Genomic DNA, 18,897 nt, shown 5'->3' on the forward strand with positions numbered 1-18,897 from the left:
CCTCAAGGCGGTCCCCCTCCCGCCCTGACCGCTCCAAACCTGTCCGACAGTCGGACAGGTTTCCGGGGCCCGGCGGGAGCGGGGGCGTCCCCCAGCCACACCGGCTGGCGCGGCAGGTCCGACAGGCAGCGTCCCGGGGAGCCCGACAGGCCCGGGAGTCCCCCCGCGGTCGTCCAAACCTGTCCGACAGTCGGACAGGTTCGCGCGGTGCGCCTCCATGGAGGGGCCCCAGTCGGGCTCCCACCTGTGCATCCACGGGGACGGAGTCCGTGTCCCGGGGCGTGAGGCAGCGCTTGTTCAGGCGCATCGAGGCGGGGCTCATAGGTCCTGGGCCTCCTCGTAGGTGAGCGCGACGCCATCGCTTTCTCCGGACGGCGGAGCCCATGCGAGCAGCTCGCCGGGCGCGGTGACGATGCGCTCGAAGAGGGCTGGCGGCGTACCTTCGCGGTGCAGCCGCTGAACGACCACTGAGCGCAGTCCCTCGATGCCCGCGAGCGCGCCGTACACGTCCGACAGTTGCAGGTCCTGTCCCAGCTCCACGCGATCCGGATCCAGCAGGCCGGGCTCGCGCTCCGGGTCGCGATCCACGCCCAACCGCAGGCGCGTCTCTTGAAGCACCGCGACCGGATCCGCGCCCTTCACCACGCGCAGCAGCACCCGCAGCCGCACCTCCACGCGCTGCCGGTTGGTCAGGTGCAGCTCCACCTTCGGCGCCACCCGTGCCGCCAGGTGCGCGTGGAGGGCTTCCAGGTCCGACGCGCCAAGGGCCGCTCCTTCTGGCCCGGAGACCACCACCTTCAACGAACGGCGGCGCACGCCGTCCCGGAACACGTTCGCGCGGTGCACTCCGTCGAACACCAACGTCAGCGCACGCACGTCCGAGAGAGACACGGCGCGGTCCATCGCGCCCACCGCCGCGGGCCCTCGCACGCGCGCCAGCGCCGGTGCCTCCGGATCCGTTCCTCCGGCCAGCGGCAACGGGTTGAACGTCTTCTCCACGCACGGGTGCGGGCTCGCCATCGCCAGCAACCGCAGCGCGGCCCGGTTGCCTCCCGTCCCTCTGCCCACGCGGTAGCGGACCCGCACCTCCGCGCCCAGGGGCAATGCCGAACCGTGCTCCCCTTCCCCGAAACGAAGCCTCGCGGCCCCGGCCGGTAGCGGCTCCACCGCGAAGGCCAGCTCATCCGGCGCGGCGTCCAACAACGAATCCACCGGATGCCACGCGCGTCCCCCCACCGTCAGGGACACTTCCGGGCGGCGGCCTCCCGCTCGGCTCGGGTCGCGCAGCCAGGTCACCGGTCCATGCAGCAGCGGCACCGTGCGCAGATCCAGCGCGGGCACGGCGACCTCCTCCACCGTGGAGCCCTCGCTGACGAGCGTGTTGTTGCCCAGCAGCACCACGCGATCCAACGCGTACGCGCGCGACAGCGGCGGCTGGAACGTCACCTGCGTCATCGGCGTGCGCTGACCGGGCGGGACCTCCGTGCGGACGCGCAGCACTCGCAGCGCTTCTCGGTAGAGCCGCTCCGTGCCCTTCGCTCCGCCGGGGCCCAGGCGCTCCACGTCCTCGGCCAGCACGAACCAGTCTCCCGGGCGCACCGGTGGATCCTGCGAGGTGAGCCCGGAGGCATCCGTCAGCGGCGGCAGATAGAGGCTGTCCGTGCCAGATGCCGCCACGCCCAGCGGCCGGGCCACGCCCGCCTCCGCGCCAAAGGCCTGGTCCGCCCGGTTCAGCGCTTCACTGCCCTTGAGGATGACGAGTTGATCCCGCGCCTCCTGGATGAGGCTGTTCACGAAGGCATCCAGGAACGTGACCATCTTGTCCAACCGGACCGCGTGCACTGTCGGATCCTCGTCCGCGCACGGGGCCAGCGCCTCCTCCAGCGCGGCCAGTGCGTCCGCCTGCCGCTTCTGCAAGTTCCGGAGCTGGCGGGCGAGGATCTCCTGCGACTCGGACAACGCGCCGACGGGACGGCCGGGCGGAGGCACGGCCTGCGCCACGACCTTCTGGGCCTCGCACAGTTGTTCGCAGAGCGCGTCCAGCGTGCTCTTGCACGCGGCATCTCCACCCAGGTCCAGCGTCTTCATCAACGACGCCAGCTTGCGAGCATCCTGCTTCGCACGAGCCACCTGCCGTTCCTCCAGCGGACCGTGGCGCTGCACCTCGATGCGCTCCTGGAGCCCCGCGACCACAGAGCCAGGCCCGAAGATGCCGCCCGTGGGCGCCGGAGCCCCGGGCTCACCCGGCTCGCCAGAAGGCGCGCCGGTCCCCCCACCCGTTCCACCCGTGCCCGTTCCCGCGCCCGTCCCGGCTCCAGCTCCGGTCCCTGCTCCAACCGGAGGAGGCAGGAACGCGCGAAGCTCGTTGAGCTCCGGCGACAGGCGCAGCGGCGCGAGCGTCTCGAACACGGCGGCGGTCTCTTCCCCTTCCGCCGCCGAATTCACCGCCGTTCCCGCGGACAGCGTGCCGCGCACGTTCGCCTTGCAGCGAAAGTGCTGGAGCCCCACCGCCGCGGTGCCCGGGCTCGGCCGATAACCGATGTGCCCGAGCAACTTGGAGACGGAGTCCTCCAGCCGCGCGGTGGCGAGGAAGCCCTCCTCCGCCCACGCCTGCTGATACGTCCACAGCACATGCAGCGCGAGCGCCACGCTGTCCAGCAGGCCCCGCCCCAGGTCCACCGAGGATGGCGCCGCGTACGCGAGAGGATTCCACGTGGGCGCCTCGTCCAGCCGGGCGTAGACGATGCGCGCCGACTCGCCCAGCCGGGTGCGGAGCTGATCATGCGTCAGCGCCTGGTGCGTGGAAGGAACGCGACTCATCGCAGGCCTCCGCACACCTGCACGGTGAGGACGCCTTCCGAACCCGGCCAATAACCACCCCGAGCGGTGGCCACCTCGTCCGGTCCAATGGGAATGACGCCCGCCTCCAGCCGCTCCTGCGCGTGGGGCTCCAGCCGGCGGAAGCGCTTCACCCGCACCGCCGTCACACCCGGTACGCGCAGCACCGCCTGGTACAGGTCCGCGAGCTGCACGTCGCCGTTCAGGCCAGAGCGGTCCGGATCCAACAGGCCGCCGTCCCCAGCGATGGCGCCCACCACCGCGTCGCGCACCTGGTCGGCCTGCGCATGCGGCTCGGCATCCACCTCCAGGTCCAAGTCGAGCGGCACCCACTTGGGCGGCAGCGCCTCCACGTCCACGCCCAGCAGGCGGATTTCCTCCAGCCGGCTGCGCACTCCAGCCCAGCGGCGAAGCAGCTCGTCGCGGTCGAGTGTGTCCTCGTCGCGCAGCAACACCGTCACGCGGATGACCGTGCGCAGGTCCCGGTCCACGGCGCGCGCCGAAGCCCCCGCCACCTCCGGCATCTGCTGGAGCATCCGCACGTAGTCATCGACCGTGACGGCGGACAGCGGCTGCGACACGCCCGCCGGTGCGCGGTAACGAAGGGAGTCGAGCGACTCCGCGTCGCGTCCCCCCACCGCAGGCAGCGGGTTGTCCACGCGCACCAACGCGCGCACGTCGTCCATCGACTGGGCCAGCAGCTCGCCCGCGGACGCGGAGCGCTGCGGATCCAACGGCACCTGGAGCAACCGCGTGAGCACGCCCTCCCCCACGTTGGCCACCGTCCCCAGCCCGACGCGCAGCGACAGTCCCAGCGTCGTCTCCCGAGGCGGCAGCGCGGCGCCGTTGACGCCATCGCCCCAGCGAAGGCTGGCGCCACCCGTGGGCGTCGCGCGCAGCACGAACACCTCATCCCCCGGCCCCTGGACGGACAGGTCGTCCACCAGCGTCCAGGGGTCGTCCTCCACGCTCACCTGGAGCTGGGGTGTCCCGCGCCGCGACGTCTCCTCCGGCAGTGGATACCCGGAGGCCTGGACGCTGACTGGATGGAACGGCAGGGCGAACTCGCGCTCCTCGCTGCCGTCCACCACCGGGGACAGCAACGCGCGCCACTGCGCGAGGCTGCGCGCGAAGGGCTCCGCCGAGTCCGCCTCGAAGCCCTCTGGAAGCGGCGTCACCGGCAGCCCGTGATGCGCGGGCACCACGTTGCCCAGCACCGTCGCGCGAGGCCCGGGCGCGGGGTCTCCCGGTGCCAGGAATACCTCCGGCGCGAACCTGCGCGGGTCCCACCCGACGAAGGTCGTATCGGTGGCGAGCGCCACGGACGTCACTCGCACCACGTGTCCGCCCTCGCCGCGGCCCTGGTAGAGGATCAGCCACCGGCCGGGCTCCAGCTCCGGGTACAGGCCCGTGAGCGTGGCGCCCGTGTCCCCCAACTGCACGGACTCCGCGAGCGTCACGGCCTCCAGCCGGGGGAAGTACGACAGGGGCGACTCGGTGACGAACACCAGCGAGTGCTCGTCCGTGGAGCCATTCGCCACCAGCGTTTCGGCGGGAATCTCCAGCACGCCGCCACCGGTGAGGAACTCCAGCGCGGTGGTGCCGGGCGGCAGCACTGTCAGGTTCAGTTCCTCCAGCCGAGCCTTCACCAGCGCCGCGAGTGCCTCCGGATCCAACCTGAACCGCAGCATCACCGTGGCGGAGAGCCCCGGGTCCGGCACGCAATCCAGCCCGCGTGCGTGGTCCTCCACGGAGCGCCGCAACCGGGCATCCTCCAGGAAGCCCTCCACCACCGCGCGCTCCTGCTGGTACGCCAGCGAGTCCAGCTGCGCGGCCACGGCCTCCAGCAACATGGTCTTGAAGTCCGCGGGCCCCCGGTCCTCCCACTGCGCCATCACCGTGCGGGCCCGCTCCAGCATCACCGCCAGCAGCGACTGCGCGTCGCGGGCCCGGTAGTCCACCAGCGCGCCAGGCGCCGGCCGCTCCGGGGCCGCGAGCCACGGGCGCGGCTGCGGATCCCGCACGTCACAGCCCGGCACCACGTCCGGAGCCCACGCGCCAATGAACGGCGCCGGGTCACGAGGACCATCGCCCGGAACCGGCACGGCCGCGCGCGAGATGGCCGCATCCGGCACCAGCCGCAGGTCCACGGTCTCCGGTGGCGGCAGGCCGCCGGTGAGCAACACGGGAGGGACCTCCGGAGTCCCCGGCGTCCGGTACGGCAGCGGCCCCACCTCCAGGAACGGCGGGGCCGCGCCCTGCGCGAACAGCGCGGGCGATGCGGACAGCTCCGCGTCTGGCTCCAGCACGAAGGGCGCGCCCACGATGGCCGTGAAGAGCGAGTCGTACGCGCGAATCTCCCCGGGTCCCAACCGCAGCCCATGCGCATGCCGGTGCCAGGTGAGCTGCGCGAGCAGCAGTTGCTCCGCCTGGAGCCAGCCCGCGTGCACCGACGTCCAGGCCTCGGTGCGCCGCACCAGCGCCGTGCGCAGCCCGCCCTCCAGCTGCAACGCGGTGCCGGTGATGACGAAGAGGGAGCAGTCCTCGACGGCGATCTCCCCCGGCGTGCCCACGTCCAGCACCGGCTCCAGGCCGCCCAGCGGCGCGGCCACGTGCAGGCCCACGACGTCCGCATCCATGGGAAACCCAGGCAGCGTCAGCGGCCCCGCGACCGAAGCAGACAGTGCATCCAACGCGACGGTGAGCCAGTCTGACCACGCCGCAGCGGGCTGCGCGGACACCGGCACGGGCGCCGCCGACACACGGCTCACCTCCACGTCGCGAACCACCACCGGCTCCAGCGAAGGTCCCCCCAGCACCCGCATGCCCGTGGCGCGCGTTCCGGCGGCGATGTCCTCCACCTGGCCCATGGCCACTTCGATGCTCCGCCCACCCAGCGCGAGCAGCCCCATCGGGAACCCGCCCTGCACCCGCTGCACGGTGAAGCCACGCACCTGGAGCGGGCCCACCGAAGCCGCCACGAGCCCGATGCTCCACTGCACCCCGAACGCGTTCACCTCGCTCACGGACACGTCCACCATGGACAGGCCCTCGCCCTCCCCCCGAGCCACCAGCACCCGCGCGCCGGTCGCGTTCGGCCCGGACACCTCGGACACCGTGAGCCCGGACAGGTCCGCGCGGGTGAAGCCCGCAAGCTCCAGGCCCACGCCCGTCTCCATGCCCATGACGTTGCTCACCGCCACGTCCGCCCACTGCGAGCGCTGGCAGACCGCCCGCACGCCAAAGGCGTCCCCCACCGTGGCCCTCACTCCGTCCACGGACAGGCCCGTGACGCGGGCCTCGGTCGCCAGGAGCCGGAGCCCCGTCGCCACCTCGCCCTTCGCCTGCGTCACCGTGAGCGAGTCGATGACCACCGTGCCATCCGGCGTCTCCACGCTCACCGCCGCGCAATCCCCCGACGCCGTGGCGTTCACCGTGACGTCCGACACCTCGACCCGTGCCCCCAGGAGGACCACCCCGGCGTCCACCGCCACCACCGTCACGCCCGACAGTCCGGTGACGAGCCCCGTGACTTCGAGCGTCCCGCCGTCGAGCCGCAGCGTCACGCCCGGCCCCCCCGTGAGCCGCAGCGCGTGCGCGGGCGTGCCGACGACGAAGTTCGTGGTGAGCACGCCTTCGCCCACGGGCAGCACCCACTCCACCTCGCCCGGCGGCGTGGTCTCCAACGCGGCCTGCGCCTCCGCGAGCGACGCCTCCAGTGGCAATGTCAGGACCCGCGAGCTCACGGCGGCGCCTCCAGGTCCCGGCGGAACAGCTCCGCGTGCTCCTCACCCGTCGCCAGCAGCGTGTAGAGGATGTCCACGTAGAGCGTCGCGTCCTCGGCGCTCACCTTCACCGCGTCCAGGCGCACCTGGTCGCGCATGAACTCCTGCACGTTGAGGCGGATGACGTACTCGGCCGTGGCGGCGGCCTCCGGGCTCGCGGCACCGAACACCATCCGCTGCACGCCGCACCCGAAGCGCGGCCGGTTCACCCGCTCCCCGGGCAGCGTGAAGAGCAACTGCTCCAACTGCTGGCGGATGACCTGCGAGGGCCCCACCGTGCGCGGCGTGCCCAGGTCTCCCAGTTGGAAGGGGAAGTACAGGCCGCGTCCCATCACGCCACCCCGTTGAGCGCGTCGCGCGCCAGGTCCACGTCCACCTCGTAGCGGGCCAGCGCCTCCGCCCACACCCAGCGGTGCCGGGCGCCGCGCACGTACCAGGTGCCATCCATCAGCTTGCCCGCCCCCACGAGCCCCACCGGACGCCGGGCGCGGAGGATGCGCTCGTAGCGCAGGCCCTGCACCGTGCCGTTCGCCTCCGCGAGCCAGTCCGCCTCGCGGTAGTCCGACCACGCCAGGTTCTCCACCTCCGGCACGTCGTGCGGCACGTCCACGTACTGCAGGCCCACCGCCTTCGTCTGGGGCCGCTTCGGCAGCACCGCCGCCATGCGCGCCTTCAGGATGTCCGCGCGGCCGGTGGGCCCCATGCGAGGAAAGCGAGGCGCCGTCACCGTGGCGGAGCGGATCCGCCGGGTGCGCTCGTCGATGTGCTCCCCGTGCAGCTCCGTGGGGCGGTGGCTCTCCCAACGCGCCTTGAGCTCGATGACGGACGGCGTGGAGCGAGGGATGAGCGACAGGTCCGGCTGCTTCGGGCCGTCCGGCCGGGGCAGGTGGAAGTGGCCCACGCTCTCCGGCGCCGCGTTGGCGCCCGCGCCCACCGGCCCCGGCTTGCGCTCCACGAAGGCCTCATAACCGTTGCGCCGCGCGAGCCACCGGAGGAGCGACGCGTCCGTGCCACGCTGGAGCACCACCGCCCGCGCCGGGTCGCGCACGGGCGCCGTCTCCTGCACGTCCAGCGCGAAGCCATATTCCCCATACACCTGCCGCACGATGCCCGCGTCGGACAGGCCGCTGAACGAGCGCGTGCGCTCCTCCAGGTGCATCAGGCACGACGCGTCCAGCCCGTACACCTCCAGCGACGAGTCCGGCACGCGCGAAGGGCCGAAGTACGGCTCCACCGCGGTGATGTAGCCGTCGAACACCACGTCCTGCACGTCCGGCGCCTCGCTGTCCGGAGCGCCCAGCCCGAAGCAGATGGTGACGCGCTTGAGCAGCGCGAAGCGCCCGTCCGCCAGCGCGTCCCAGTCCCCCGAGTCCGTGGGCGCCATGTCCAGGGACAGGTGGAAGGACGACGCGTCGTCGGTGCGCTCATCCACCTCCAGGCGCGACACCCGGCCACGGGCGTCCGTCATGGGCAGCCCGTCGATCCACAGCTGGAGGAACGCCGCGCGCTGCTCCGCCATCAGGGCTTCTCCGGGATGAACAGCACCGTGCCCGGCTCCAGGAGCGCCTCGGGCTCGAAGGTGGGGTTGGCGTCCACGATGCGCCACGCCTGGAACGGGTCGCTGAAGTAGCGCTGCGCGAGCAGGTCCAACCGGTCCCCCGCCACCACCTTGTGCAACAGCGACGTGGGCACGCGCGGCGCCACGCGGGGCACGTACAGCGACACCGTGGCGCCCTCCGGGCCCAGCGGCACCGCGTACGTCGGCAGGTCCTTGTGTCGCGAGGAGGGGTCGCTCATGGCCGTCTCTTCAGCTCGCCCCGTTGAGCTTCACCTGCGGCGCCAGGGCCTGCGCGATGAGGGTGCTCGCGTCCGCGCCCTTCACCGCCGCCAGGTCCTCCATCCGCAGGCGCTGGTCGCGCAGGTTCGCGAACGCCTGGGCCACCTTGTTGTTCGCCGCGTTCTCCCCCACCTCCAGGATGCGCATGCGCAGGTCCACCTCCGCGCGCAGCGGGAACAACGCCGGGTCGAATCGCTGCTCCACGATGGTCATCCCGGTGATGACCACCGGGAAGGTGCGCGGCCCCAGCATCAAGAGCAGCTCCGTGGGGTTGAGCGAGATGAGCTTCGTCGCGGGCTTCTTCTCCTCGTCCCCCGTCTGGTCCTTGCCCAGCGCCATGCCCTCCAGCACGGCCAGCTCCGGCAGCACGCCCTGGACGCCCTCCCCCACGGTGTCCCGCAGCAGCGCCTCCGTCACGTCGAAGACGAGCTTGAGGGCAATCGTCTCGCTCTTGGCGTGCAGGCCGCCGCCGCGCTGGCCGTCGGTGAGGATCTTGGTCTGCTCGGGCGTCTTGCCGGGCTTCGTCTCCCACTGGCCCGCGCGCGTGCGCGTCACCGTCTCCGGGTTGTACTGGAAGCGCAGCGCGATCACTCCCGGCTCGGCCTTCGGGTCGGCGGACGACGGCGGCAGCGTCACCAGCATGCCCTTCTGGAGCTGCTGGTCGAACGCGATGAGCGTCGGGTCCAGGTTGCGCGTCATCCGTTGCCCCGGGCGCCGGCCGGCTCGCGCTGGGCGAGGCTCCGGGCAATGGCTTCGTTGTTCTTGTCCATCAGCGCCACCATCGTCTGGGTGAACAGCTTCACGAACTCCTTGGGGTCATCCGGCACGCTGCGCAGCATCCACGCGAGCTCACGCTCCATCTCGCGGCGGGTGAGTCCGACCTGTCCTTGCACCGGGGGTGGGGCCATGGCGTGTGCGTCCTCTCGTCAGCTCCAGCCATCCACCAGCGGACGGCCTTCCAGCTCGTTGCGAAGCAGCTCCAGGTAGCGCCACCGCCGGGCCCTCGGCAGGGACAGGATGTCCGCCTCAGACCAGTGGTAGTGGAAGGCCAGCACGTGCACCTCTGTCTCCAGCCGCGCCGCCCCGCCCCGCAGCTCGCGAGCCAGCAGCGCGAACGGATCCAGCTCCAGCTCCAACCACGCGGAGCACCTCGGACAGCGCGCCAGCAGCCCCAGGTCCGGCGCGGACGTGCCGTCCGCCAACGCCAGCGCCACCGCGTGCCGTGAGCGCGCGGGCAGCGCCAGCCACGCGGAAGGGCTCAGCGCCTGCCCGTCCACCACCACCAGCCGCGACCACAGGAGCGCGGACCGCTCCGCCCGCGTGCCATGCGCCTCCGCGAGCAGCGCGTCGTCCTCGCCCGTGGGCTCACGCACCTCCGCCCGTCCCTCCGGCAGCGCCACGGTGAGCACCTCCGGCGCCGCGTCCACCCGCTCCGGTGAGAGCGCGGAGAGCCGCACGTCCACGTCCGCCATCGCCTCGCATCCGGGCGCCGGGCAGCGCGCCACCAGCGCGACGCGGTCCCCGTACATCCGGGCCCGCAGGTGCAGCGCCAGGTGGTGCCGGTCTCCGCGCGTGAGGCAGGCCGCCAGCTCCGCGTCCACGCGCGGGTAGTCCCCCAGCCGTCCCAGACACGCCGCCAGCCACCCGCTCACCGCGCGCGGGCCGGGACGCTCGCCGGCCTGGGCCAGCGCCCACTCCTCGCGGCCGGTGAGCGGGCGCAGCTCGCCCTGGCGGTGACAGCGGCCGTCCTCGTCGAAGAGGCCGTGCGGCAGCAGCACCGGGATGGGAGGTTCCAGGAGCACGTCAGACCACCGGCTCCAGCGTGAAGCCCTCGTGCTGGACCTCCAGCTGCTCGATGATGATCTCGTTCGCCTCCGCGGCCAGCTCCGACATCGCGGTGAACTTCGAGACCCACGCGTTGCGCAGCACGAACTTCTTCACCGCGCGGTTGAAGTCCAGGTCGAAGACCAGAATCTCCACGGTGCGCCGGAAGTCCGGCTCCGCCGCGCGGAAGCCGGGCGTGGCCTCATGGCGGATGAGCTGGGTGGCCCAGTCCCGGAACGTCGTGTCCTGGGTGAGGCCCGCCTCCAGCGTGAGGGGCTCGTAGTGCACGCGGCCCGGGGACAGCTCGTCCACGGAGGACGGGCTGTTGCCGGAGCGGAACTTCACCACCTCCACGGTGCCGGTGAGGCCGGAGATCTTCCGGCACGCGGCCACCTCGATGTTGTTGAAGAGCACGCGGAAGTTGAAGTTGCGGTACGGGTCGCGCTTCGTGGATTCGACGAATCGGGGCATGGCTTCACTCCTCGAATGGAGACGTCAGGGCGCCGGGAGGCTCGTCGTGGGCGTGGACAACACGGGCCGGGGCACCGGCTCCCAGCCCTCGTGGGTGAGCTCCAACGTCAGGAGCGCCACCTCGCCCGCCATGGCGTCCAGCTTGGGCAGGGCGTGGAGCTTGCTCACCCACGCGTTGTGCACGTGGAAGCTGCGGATGCGCGCCGCCATGCCTCCGGGCGGGGGCACGTCCGTGGGGTGCGCCCAGGCGTCCCACACGTCGAGGAAGAGGTCGCGCTTCACCGGCTCGCCGGGCGCCTTGCCGGTGCGCGCGAACTCCAGCACCGCGCGCGCCCAGCGCTCCAGCGTGTCGTCCAGCGCCAGCCCCTGCTCCAGCACGAGCGGCTCCCAGTTCACCTTGTGGGGCTGGGCGTAGCGGTGCAGGTTGTTGCCGCCCTCCCAGGTTTCGTACGCGCCCACGCTGACGGACATGCCGGACACGGTGCGCACTCCCGCCACGTAGTCGCCGGCCGCGGACGTGCTCATCCGGAGCCGGAACTGGAAGGTCCGCAGCGGGTTGCGGGCGTTGGCGGGGACGGGCGTGGGCATCAGGCCGCCAGCAGGCTCTTCTGGCTGATTTCGATGACCACGAACTCCGCGGGCTTCAGCGGCGCGAACGCCACCTGCGCGGTGACGATGCCCGCGTCCACGTTCTCCTGCGGGTTGGTGCTCCGGTCGCAGACGACGCTGAAGGCCTCCTCGGGCGTGCTGCCCTGGAACGCGCCCTGCCGGAAGAGCCCCAGCATGAAGGACTCGATGGCGACGCGGATGCGGCCCCAGAGCTCTTCGTCATTGGGCTCGAACACCGCCCACATCAGGCCGCGCCGCAGGGACTCCTTGAGAAAGAGCGCGGTGCGGCGCACCGGGATGTAGCGCCACTCGGGTTCCGGCCCCAGCGTGCGCGAGCCCCACGACACCAGCCCCACGCCGGGGAACTGGCGCAGGCAGTTGAGGCTCACCGGGTTGAGCAGGTCCTGCTCCGCGTCGATGACGGGGTACTGGAGGCCCAGCGCATTGGCGAGCGACGCCTCGATGCCGGCGGGCGCCTTCCACACGCCGCGCGTGGTGTCCGTGCGCGCGAAGAGGCCCGCCACGTGGCCGGACGGCGGCACCAGCCGCGTGGGGTTGCGGCCCACGCCCACGGGGTCCGCCACGCGGATCCACGGATAGAACATGGCCGAGTTCTTCGAGCGCGATGGCAGCCCCTCCACGAACTGCTTCGCGTCGTCCGGCACCACCGCGAAGTCCTTGTCCACGCCGCCGGGGCCGTCCGCGAGGAAGAAGCAGTCGCCCCGGTTGTCGCAGTACGCGACGCCCGCGGCGATGAACGACACCTCGTTCTTGCCGGGCAGCGCCACGATGTTGACGTCCTCCGTGTCCAGCGCGTGCAGGCCCGTGCGCAGCTTCGCGTCGCCCGCGAAGTCGGACGTGTCCAGGAGGCCCGCGCCGTCGTCGCCGCCCAGAAGCCGCAGGTTCGTCACCGCCGCCGGACGCACGACGGGGTTCGCGGGCGAGTCGTCCGAGTAGCCCCGGGCGCGCGGCGCGAAGCCCAGCTGCCGGAGCATGGTGGGCACCGTGGGCTGGAGCGTTTCGCTGATGGAGAGCTGGAGCCCGTCGAAGGACTCCGCGCCCATGCCCGCCGTTCCAGCGGCGGCGGTGCCGGTGAAGCCGGTGGCGGAGAGCGACAGCGTGGAGGTGCCCGCCGCCGTGGCCAGGCCCGTGATGACGGTGTTGCCCTGCGCGTCCGTCACCACCGACGCGACCCTGCCGGCCAGCGCCACGCTCAGCGAGTGGTTCAGCTCCGCGGGAGTCACCGCGCCCGCGTTCGCCGCCAGGATGGGGATGGGCACCACCGTGGTGGCGCCCGGCGGTCCCACGGTGACCTTGGCGTCCTCCGGGTCCAGGTCATACGTCGCACCCGCGGGCTTGGGGATGGTGAGCGTGGGCCCGGTGGCCACCTTCAGCGAAATCTCCGGCGAGTCCGTGCCGCTGATGACGAAGGTGTTGGTGAGGCCCGCCGCGGTGACGGCCTGGGAGAGGAAGGCCTTGAGCTCCGTGGCGGTCAGCTGCACGCGGCCGTTGACGAACGCGGCGCCCGGCACGGCGGCCACCACCAGGGCCTGGGTGATGGGGACGTCCAGCACCGTGCGGGGCAGGTCCGGCTGGGCCTCGTCCCAGGTGGAGACCTGGAGCTTGCCGCCGTCATAGAGGCTGTACTTCGTGCTGGCCAGCACGGCGGCCTTGAGCCGGGGAGGCACGCCCGGGACGAGCACCGCGCCGGGCGCCCGAGCGGCCAGCGCCACCTGGAACTCGTCGCGCACGCGAATGTAGCGGGAGATGTCGTTGATGCGGTCTCCGACGTAGTCCTCGCTGGACGGGTCCATGCGCACGTCCTCGAACGCCTCCAGGCGGCGCGTGGCCCCGGCCTCCGTCCACGTCACCTCCACGCGGAACGCCTCGCTGGGGAAGTTGATGGAGTCGCTCACGTTGACGCGGAGGTAGTCGGACCACTCGCCCGCGCCTCGCGCCAGGAACGTGAGGGCGTTGAGGCTGCCGCCCGCGCGTGAGGCCAGGGGCGCGGACACGCCGCCCACCGCGTCGGAGGGCAGCACGCGCACGACGTAGGCGCGCCGTCCTCCCGAATCGAAGAAGGCCTCCACCGCCTGCGCGACGAGGCCCGCCTCTCCGGGCTCGTGGCCACCAAAGGCCCGCTCGTAATCGGCGAAGCCGGTGACGAACTGAGCCAGGGCCGGGATGCCTCGCGCCGTGCGGCCGACGAACGCCGCCGTGGACGTGCCCACCCCTTCGATGGGGCGCGCACCGGCACTGATCTCCTCGACATAGACGCCTGGATGCAGTCGCTCAGCCACGTTCATCCTCCTGGTTTCAGATGGTCCCGCGCCTGGCGGTATCGACTTCGGTGACGGATGTTCCCGGGTGGCCGCTGGCGCCTCGCGTTGCGCCCCGCGCGATGAGGTCCAGCTGGGGCGTCTCGACGAGGCGGGCGGTGGTGCGCGCGTTCGGCTCGTCCATCAGCGCGGAGACCCGGTAGTCCACGCAGCAGCGGTACAGGTGGTTCAAGAGGTCGTCGCGGCGGCGCAGCTGCGTCTGGAAGAAGAAGCACTCCTCCTGGAACACGAGCGTGCGGCCCCGGGCCCAGGCGCCCTCCACGGGGCGGCTGAGCGTCACGGTGTCGCCGTCCAGCCCCAGCACCAGCGCCTGGAAGCGCTGCTTGCCCACGCGGTAGCCGTCCTCGCTCGACCCCAGCACCACCACGTCGCCGGGCTTGAGGCGCGAGGCCGCGGTGACAGAGCGGCGCAGCGCGGGGTCCAGCGGCCCCACGGGCTCCGCCACCAGGTGCACGTGGTCCACCGTGAAGTCCAACGGCGTGCCCGCCTGCGCCCCCAGCGTGAGAACCATGTCGCTCGCGGCGACGGTGACGCCCGGCGCGGCGACGGGCGGCGCGGGAGTGGCCTCCGCGTCCTGGAGCGGCTGCGGCGCCCCATCCGCCGACAGCCACACCACGCCCTCCCCCGCCTCCAGCCGCGCGTGCAGCACCACGCCGGCCTCCAGCCGCTCCGCCGGAAGCCGCCAGCGCGTCTCCGCGACCTGCGTCCCGGTGGCCTGCGCCAGCGTCGCGGTGGCCACCACCTCGCCCATGAGCCGGGTGTCCACCTGCACGTAGCGGACGATGAGCCGCAGCACGGGCTGCCCCTGCGCCATCAGCACGGCCACCGGCAGCGTCTGCGCCTCCACTGCGCCAGCGGCGACGCTCAGTCCCAGCGACAACGCCAGCCCGTCCGGGGCCGGATTGTCGGCGTGGAAGGGGTCGGGCACGGCCGGCATGGGGTAGACGAGGACGGAGGCGGTGCCGGTGCCGGACAGGCGCAGGCCGTCGGTGCCGGGCAGGAAGGACGCGCCGGGCGTCAGGTCCACACGTCCGCCGCGCGCGCGCTCCAGGTTCTGGTCGCTGGCCTCCAGGTGCACCAGGGACAGGACGGTGGTGGGCTCACCGCGCGTCAGCAGGCGGACCGTCGTGGCGCCTTCGGGCACGTCCTCGGCCAGCAGCGACGGGCGCAGCACCATCTGCCCACGCGTGGGGATGGAGAGCGCCACCGTGTCCATGATGGACGCCAGGTCCACCTGCGAGCCCGCCCACAGGTCCACCTGCACGTCGATGGCCATGGCCTTGGGCGCGCGGATCTTGCTGAGGAACACCCGGCCCTCTTGAGAACGCTCCGGAGGCTCCAGACCCAGTGCTCCTTCGATGCCGCCGGTGACGGGCAGCACCTCCACGCTGGAGCGGAACTCCATGGAAGGGATGCCCGCGTCGGAGCTGAGCGCGAGCCGGCTCCCCTCCACGTCCCAGCGCGCGATGACGGCGGCGAGCGCCTCCAGCAGCAGGGGGTCCGTGAGCGGCGCGCCCGTGGGCTCCTGGAAGAGTCCACCGGTGAGCGCGTCCGCCAGCCGCGCGTTGATGGCGGCGGCGAGCGCGGGGCCGGTCGCGGCGGAGGCGAACGAGCCACCCGGCAGGCCCGTGAGGGTGACGGTGGCGCGGCCATCCAGGCGCAGCTGGAGCGAGCCATTGGGGGGCACGCTGTCCCCGGAAGCGCGAGGCCTGCCGACGAGGTAGCCCGGCACGCGGAAGGTGGCGACGCCCGTGCGGCCGTTCTCGCGCTCGGGTTCGGGGAACAGGCCCAGCGGACCGACGACGGAGAGGAACGGCACGCGCGAAGGCCGGTAGCCCTCATCCACGTAGCCATGCGCGGCGAAGACCCGCACGTCGCCGCTGCGCAAGGCCACCCGGCCCTGCCATAACAAGCCGCTGAGGATCTCGCGAATCACGCGAAACGACCCTCCAGGGCAACGCCATGTCTGGTTTCAAACTGCTGCGTCACGGCACCCCCCGGCACCCCGCAGAAACGCCCATTTCCCGCTGTGACACGCGAAGGGCGGCGACAATGAATCAGGAGCCCGGCCGGCGTCAACACTGCACGCATGTATTGATTTGATATTTTGTGTGTCTATTCTGACGAGTTTCCCATACCGACGGGAGGGTGGCTCGTGGTGGTTGTCCGCTGCGTCGCAAACCACCTTTGCCGGAGGAGGAACGGTGGATGCGATTCGAGGAGCTGGTGGCCCTGGCCGCCCAATTGTTCGACGCCTCGGGCGTGGGCGTGATGGTGGTGGGAACGGTGGTGTCCGTGGCGCTCGTCCTCCGGGACGCACGGGGGTCACGGCGGGCGGAGGCGTACCGCCAGCTTCGCCACTACCTGGGCCGCGCCATCCTTCTGGGACTGGAGCTGCTCGTGGCGGCGGACATCATCCGCACGGTCGCGGGGGCGCCCACGCTGCGGCAGGTGATCATCCTGGGCCTCATCGTCCTCATCCGGACCTTCCTCAGCTTCACACTGGAGGTGGAGATCGACAGGCGCTGGCCCTGGCAATCCAAGCCAGCTGACGGGGATGGGCCCGGTCCTCCGCGTGCCTGACCCGGCGGCAGAGCATGCGCGGGACGGGAGGGCCCGGCCCTCTGGCTGTCTGTCATTGGTGCCGGCCAGGCGGCAGCCGCGCCTCCGGGCCGGTGCGGATTGCCCGTGGGCGCTGGGGATGCACACCCTCCAGATCAGGCCACTCCCATGGTGGGAAGCGGCGTCACGGGGCCCTGCCTCCAAGCTCGCCGGGAAGGGTCGGGGTCAAAGGAGGCGCGCGTGGAGAGCCCCAGCGCAAGCTTCGACCCGGAGACCATCGAAACCCTCTCCGACGCGCATTCCCGGCTGCTCCTCGAGACGCTGGTGGCGAGCACGCCGGTGGGCCTCGCGGTGGTGGACATGGAGCAGCGCTTCGTCCAGGTCAACGAAGCGCTCGCCGCCATCAATGGCCTCCCGCGCGCCGCGCACCTGGGGCGCAAGGTGCAGGACATCGTCCCGGAGATGTGGCCCACCCTCCGTCCCCAGTATCAGCGCATCCTGGAGGGAGGGAGCGCGCAGACGGTGGAGGTGGTGGGCGCCACCTCCAAGGAGGTGGGCGTGGAGCGCCACTTCCTCGTCAGCTACTACCCGGTGCGCACCAACTCCGGCGTGTTGCTGGGCATCGGTGTCATCGTGTCGGAGGTCACCGAACAGCGCAGGGCCCACGACGCGCTCCAGGCCAGCGAGCAGCGCTACCGCTCGCTGGTGGAGGCCATGGCGCAGCCGGTGTGGTCCACCAACGCCCGGGGCGAGGTGGTGGATTCCGCACCGCGCTGGCTGGCCTTCACGGGCCAGACACAGGCGGAGCACCTGGGGCTGGGCTGGCTCTCCGCCATCCACCCGGACGACCGCAAGCGCGTGGTGCGCAGCTGGGTGGAGTCCCTGCGCACGAAGACGTCCTACCGCGGCGAGTTCCGCCTGCGCTTCCACGCGGGGGGCTATCGGGACGTCGTGGGCCGGGCGGTGCCCGTGTTCGGGGAGAAGGGCGTCATCCGGGAGTGGGTGTCCACGGCGGAGGACATCACCGAGCGCAAGCAGGCGGAGGCCCAGGCGGAGAACGAGCGCGCGAGGCTGCGCTCCGTACTGACGAGCGCCCCGGCGTCCATCGCCATCCTCTCCGGCGAGCGGCAGATCTTCACGCTGGTGAACCCCCTCTACAAGGTGCTGTCAGGCGGCGCGGAGCTGATGGGCGCCTCCATCAGGGATGTCGTGAGCGAACGGGGGATCGAGTACTCGCGGCTCCTGGAGAAGGCCTATCGCCAGGGAGAGTCCTTCATCGAAAAAGAGGTCCCGGTCATCGCCGACTTCCAGGGCGACGGGGTCCAGTCGACGCGGCGGTTCGACGTGGCGTACCAGCCGCTGCGCGACGTGCAGGGCCGCGTGGACTCCGTGCTGTCGTTCGCCGTCGACGTGACGGATCGGGTGGAGGCCCGGAAGAAGCTGGAGGAGTCCGCCGCGTTCCTGAGGAACCAGCAGCAGTGGCTGGAGGCGATGCTGGACCGGACGCCCGTGGCCATCATCCTGGTGGAGCCCGTGACCGGCCGCATCATCTTCGCGAACCAGGCGGCACGGCAGCTGGCCGGCGGCGAGTTCCCCGGAGGTCTGCGGGAGGAGAGCTACATGGGCGGCGCTCACTACTTCACGGACGAAGCGGGCCGGGAGCTGACCATGGAGGAGATTCCCGGCATCCGCGCGGTGATGGGCAGTCCCGTGCACGGAGAGCCGGTCGTCTGGCACACGCCCACGGGGCATTACTCCCTGCTGGTGGAGGCGGGCACCCTCCCCGCCCAGCACGGCCATCCGGAGGCGGTCCTCCTGGCGCTCCAGGATGTCACCGAGCTGAGAAAGACACAGGCGCAGCTCCAGCACGCCGTGTCGCTCCGGGACGAATTCCTGACGGTGGCGTCGCATGAATTGAAGACCCCGCTCACGCCGTTGCAGCTCAAGCTCCAATCCCTGGTCAGGGACGCTCAGACGGAACAGACGCTGGAGTCGCTGCGGGAGCGCGTGGTGAAGACGGCGGAGACCATCTCCGGGCAGATACGAAAGATGACCACGCTCATCAACGACCTGCTGGAGGTGACACAGCTCACGGGCCCCTCCGCGCCGCTGCGGCTGGAGGACGTGGACCTGACGGACGTGGTGCGCGACGCGGTGGAGCGCTTCCAGCCCCAGGCGGCGAAGGCGGGCTGCGAGCTCATCATCCACGCGCCACCCGGTGTCGTGGGCCGCTGGGACCGCCACCGGCTGGAGCAGGTGGCGAGCAGCCTGCTGTCCAACGCGCTGAAATACGGCACGGGCCACCCGGTGACGATTCGCGTGGAGCAGGCCCGCGGCCACGCGCGGCTGAGCGTGAGGGACGAAGGCATCGGCATCGCGCCGGGGAGCCTCCAGGCCATCTTCGAGAAATTCACCCGCGCCGTGTCGACACGCCATTACGGCGGTCTGGGATTGGGCCTCTTCATCACCAGACAGATTGTCGAAGCCCACCACGGCACCCTGCGCGTGGAGAGCCAGCCCGGTCACGGTGCGACCTTCATCGTGGAGCTGCCGTCCCCCTGACCCGGAACACCAGGACCGAGCAGGTCGCCAACCCCATGCATCAGGGCCGCGCCGACCCCATTTCCTGCTC

General features: G+C 71.8%; 14 protein-coding genes. 2 read left to right on the plus strand and 12 right to left on the minus strand.

The genetic code is table 11. The annotated features are described in order from the left end of the window. Positions 1-318 precede the first annotated feature (318 nt). Genes D7Y21_RS22220 through D7Y21_RS43500 form a run of 12 tightly spaced genes read right to left on the minus strand, consistent with a single transcriptional unit; the run spans position 319 to position 15,639 of the window. Positions 319-2,820 carry a hypothetical protein gene (locus D7Y21_RS22220; protein ID WP_121715544.1) on the minus strand — a complete coding sequence of 834 codons (2,502 nt, stop codon included), beginning with the start codon at positions 2,818-2,820 and terminating at the stop codon, positions 319-321. Beyond that, positions 2,817-6,584, minus strand: coding sequence for a baseplate J/gp47 family protein (locus D7Y21_RS22225; RefSeq protein ID WP_121715546.1), 3,768 nt, complete (start codon positions 6,582-6,584; stop codon positions 2,817-2,819). Before D7Y21_RS22225 ends, D7Y21_RS22220 begins: the two co-directional genes overlap by 4 nt. After that, on the minus strand, positions 6,581-6,955 hold the full coding sequence (locus D7Y21_RS22230; protein ID WP_121715548.1) for a GPW/gp25 family protein: 375 nt from the start codon (positions 6,953-6,955) through the stop codon (positions 6,581-6,583). The genes D7Y21_RS22225 and D7Y21_RS22230 overlap by 4 nt, the downstream gene beginning before the upstream one ends. Further along, positions 6,955-8,142 (minus strand): phage late control D family protein, encoded by a 1,188-nt coding sequence (locus D7Y21_RS22235; protein ID WP_121715550.1) that lies wholly within the window; start codon positions 8,140-8,142, stop codon positions 6,955-6,957. Before D7Y21_RS22235 ends, D7Y21_RS22230 begins: the two co-directional genes overlap by 1 nt. Beyond that, positions 8,142-8,420, minus strand: coding sequence for a tail protein X (locus D7Y21_RS22240; RefSeq protein WP_121715552.1), 279 nt, complete (start codon positions 8,418-8,420; stop codon positions 8,142-8,144). Before D7Y21_RS22240 ends, D7Y21_RS22235 begins: the two co-directional genes overlap by 1 nt. A 10-nt stretch (positions 8,421-8,430) precedes the next feature. Next, positions 8,431-9,159 carry a hypothetical protein gene (locus D7Y21_RS22245; RefSeq protein ID WP_121715554.1) on the minus strand — a complete coding sequence of 243 codons (729 nt, stop codon included), beginning with the start codon at positions 9,157-9,159 and terminating at the stop codon, positions 8,431-8,433. Further along, on the minus strand, positions 9,156-9,368 hold the full coding sequence (locus tag D7Y21_RS41525) for a hypothetical protein (protein ID WP_147443306.1): 213 nt from the start codon (positions 9,366-9,368) through the stop codon (positions 9,156-9,158). The genes D7Y21_RS22245 and D7Y21_RS41525 overlap by 4 nt, the downstream gene beginning before the upstream one ends. A gap of 18 nt (positions 9,369-9,386) precedes the next feature. Continuing rightward, positions 9,387-10,262 carry a hypothetical protein gene (locus D7Y21_RS22250; protein ID WP_121715556.1) on the minus strand — a complete coding sequence of 292 codons (876 nt, stop codon included), beginning with the start codon at positions 10,260-10,262 and terminating at the stop codon, positions 9,387-9,389. A gap of 1 nt (position 10,263) precedes the next feature. After that, a complete protein-coding gene (locus D7Y21_RS22255) occupies positions 10,264-10,755 on the minus strand; it encodes a phage tail protein (protein WP_120565674.1) in 492 nt (163 codons plus the stop codon). A gap of 24 nt (positions 10,756-10,779) precedes the next feature. Then, positions 10,780-11,343, minus strand: coding sequence for a phage tail protein (locus tag D7Y21_RS22260; protein WP_121715559.1), 564 nt, complete (start codon positions 11,341-11,343; stop codon positions 10,780-10,782). Further along, positions 11,343-13,664 carry a phage tail sheath subtilisin-like domain-containing protein gene (locus D7Y21_RS22265; protein WP_158627328.1) on the minus strand — a complete coding sequence of 774 codons (2,322 nt, stop codon included), beginning with the start codon at positions 13,662-13,664 and terminating at the stop codon, positions 11,343-11,345. The genes D7Y21_RS22260 and D7Y21_RS22265 overlap by 1 nt, the downstream gene beginning before the upstream one ends. Positions 13,665-13,680: 16 nt before the next feature. After that, positions 13,681-15,639 (minus strand): hypothetical protein, encoded by a 1,959-nt coding sequence (locus D7Y21_RS43500; RefSeq protein WP_121715563.1) that lies wholly within the window; start codon positions 15,637-15,639, stop codon positions 13,681-13,683. A gap of 272 nt (positions 15,640-15,911) precedes the next feature. On the opposite strand from D7Y21_RS43500, the gene D7Y21_RS22275 reads away from it, so the two are divergent. Both D7Y21_RS22275 and D7Y21_RS22280 read left to right on the plus strand, forming a co-directional pair. Then, a complete protein-coding gene (locus D7Y21_RS22275) occupies positions 15,912-16,286 on the plus strand; it encodes a DUF1622 domain-containing protein (protein WP_120565678.1) in 375 nt (124 codons plus the stop codon). A 219-nt stretch (positions 16,287-16,505) separates the two neighbouring features. Further along, the gene (locus D7Y21_RS22280) at positions 16,506-18,827 is read left to right on the plus strand and encodes a PAS domain-containing sensor histidine kinase (protein ID WP_158627329.1); all 2,322 of its coding nucleotides are present in this window, start codon (positions 16,506-16,508) and stop codon (positions 18,825-18,827) included. Positions 18,828-18,897 lie beyond the last annotated feature (70 nt).

It is taken from the genome of Corallococcus sp. AB045 (assembly GCF_003668895.1).
In the GTDB taxonomy this organism is placed as follows: Bacteria; Myxococcota; Myxococcia; order Myxococcales; family Myxococcaceae; genus Corallococcus; species Corallococcus coralloides.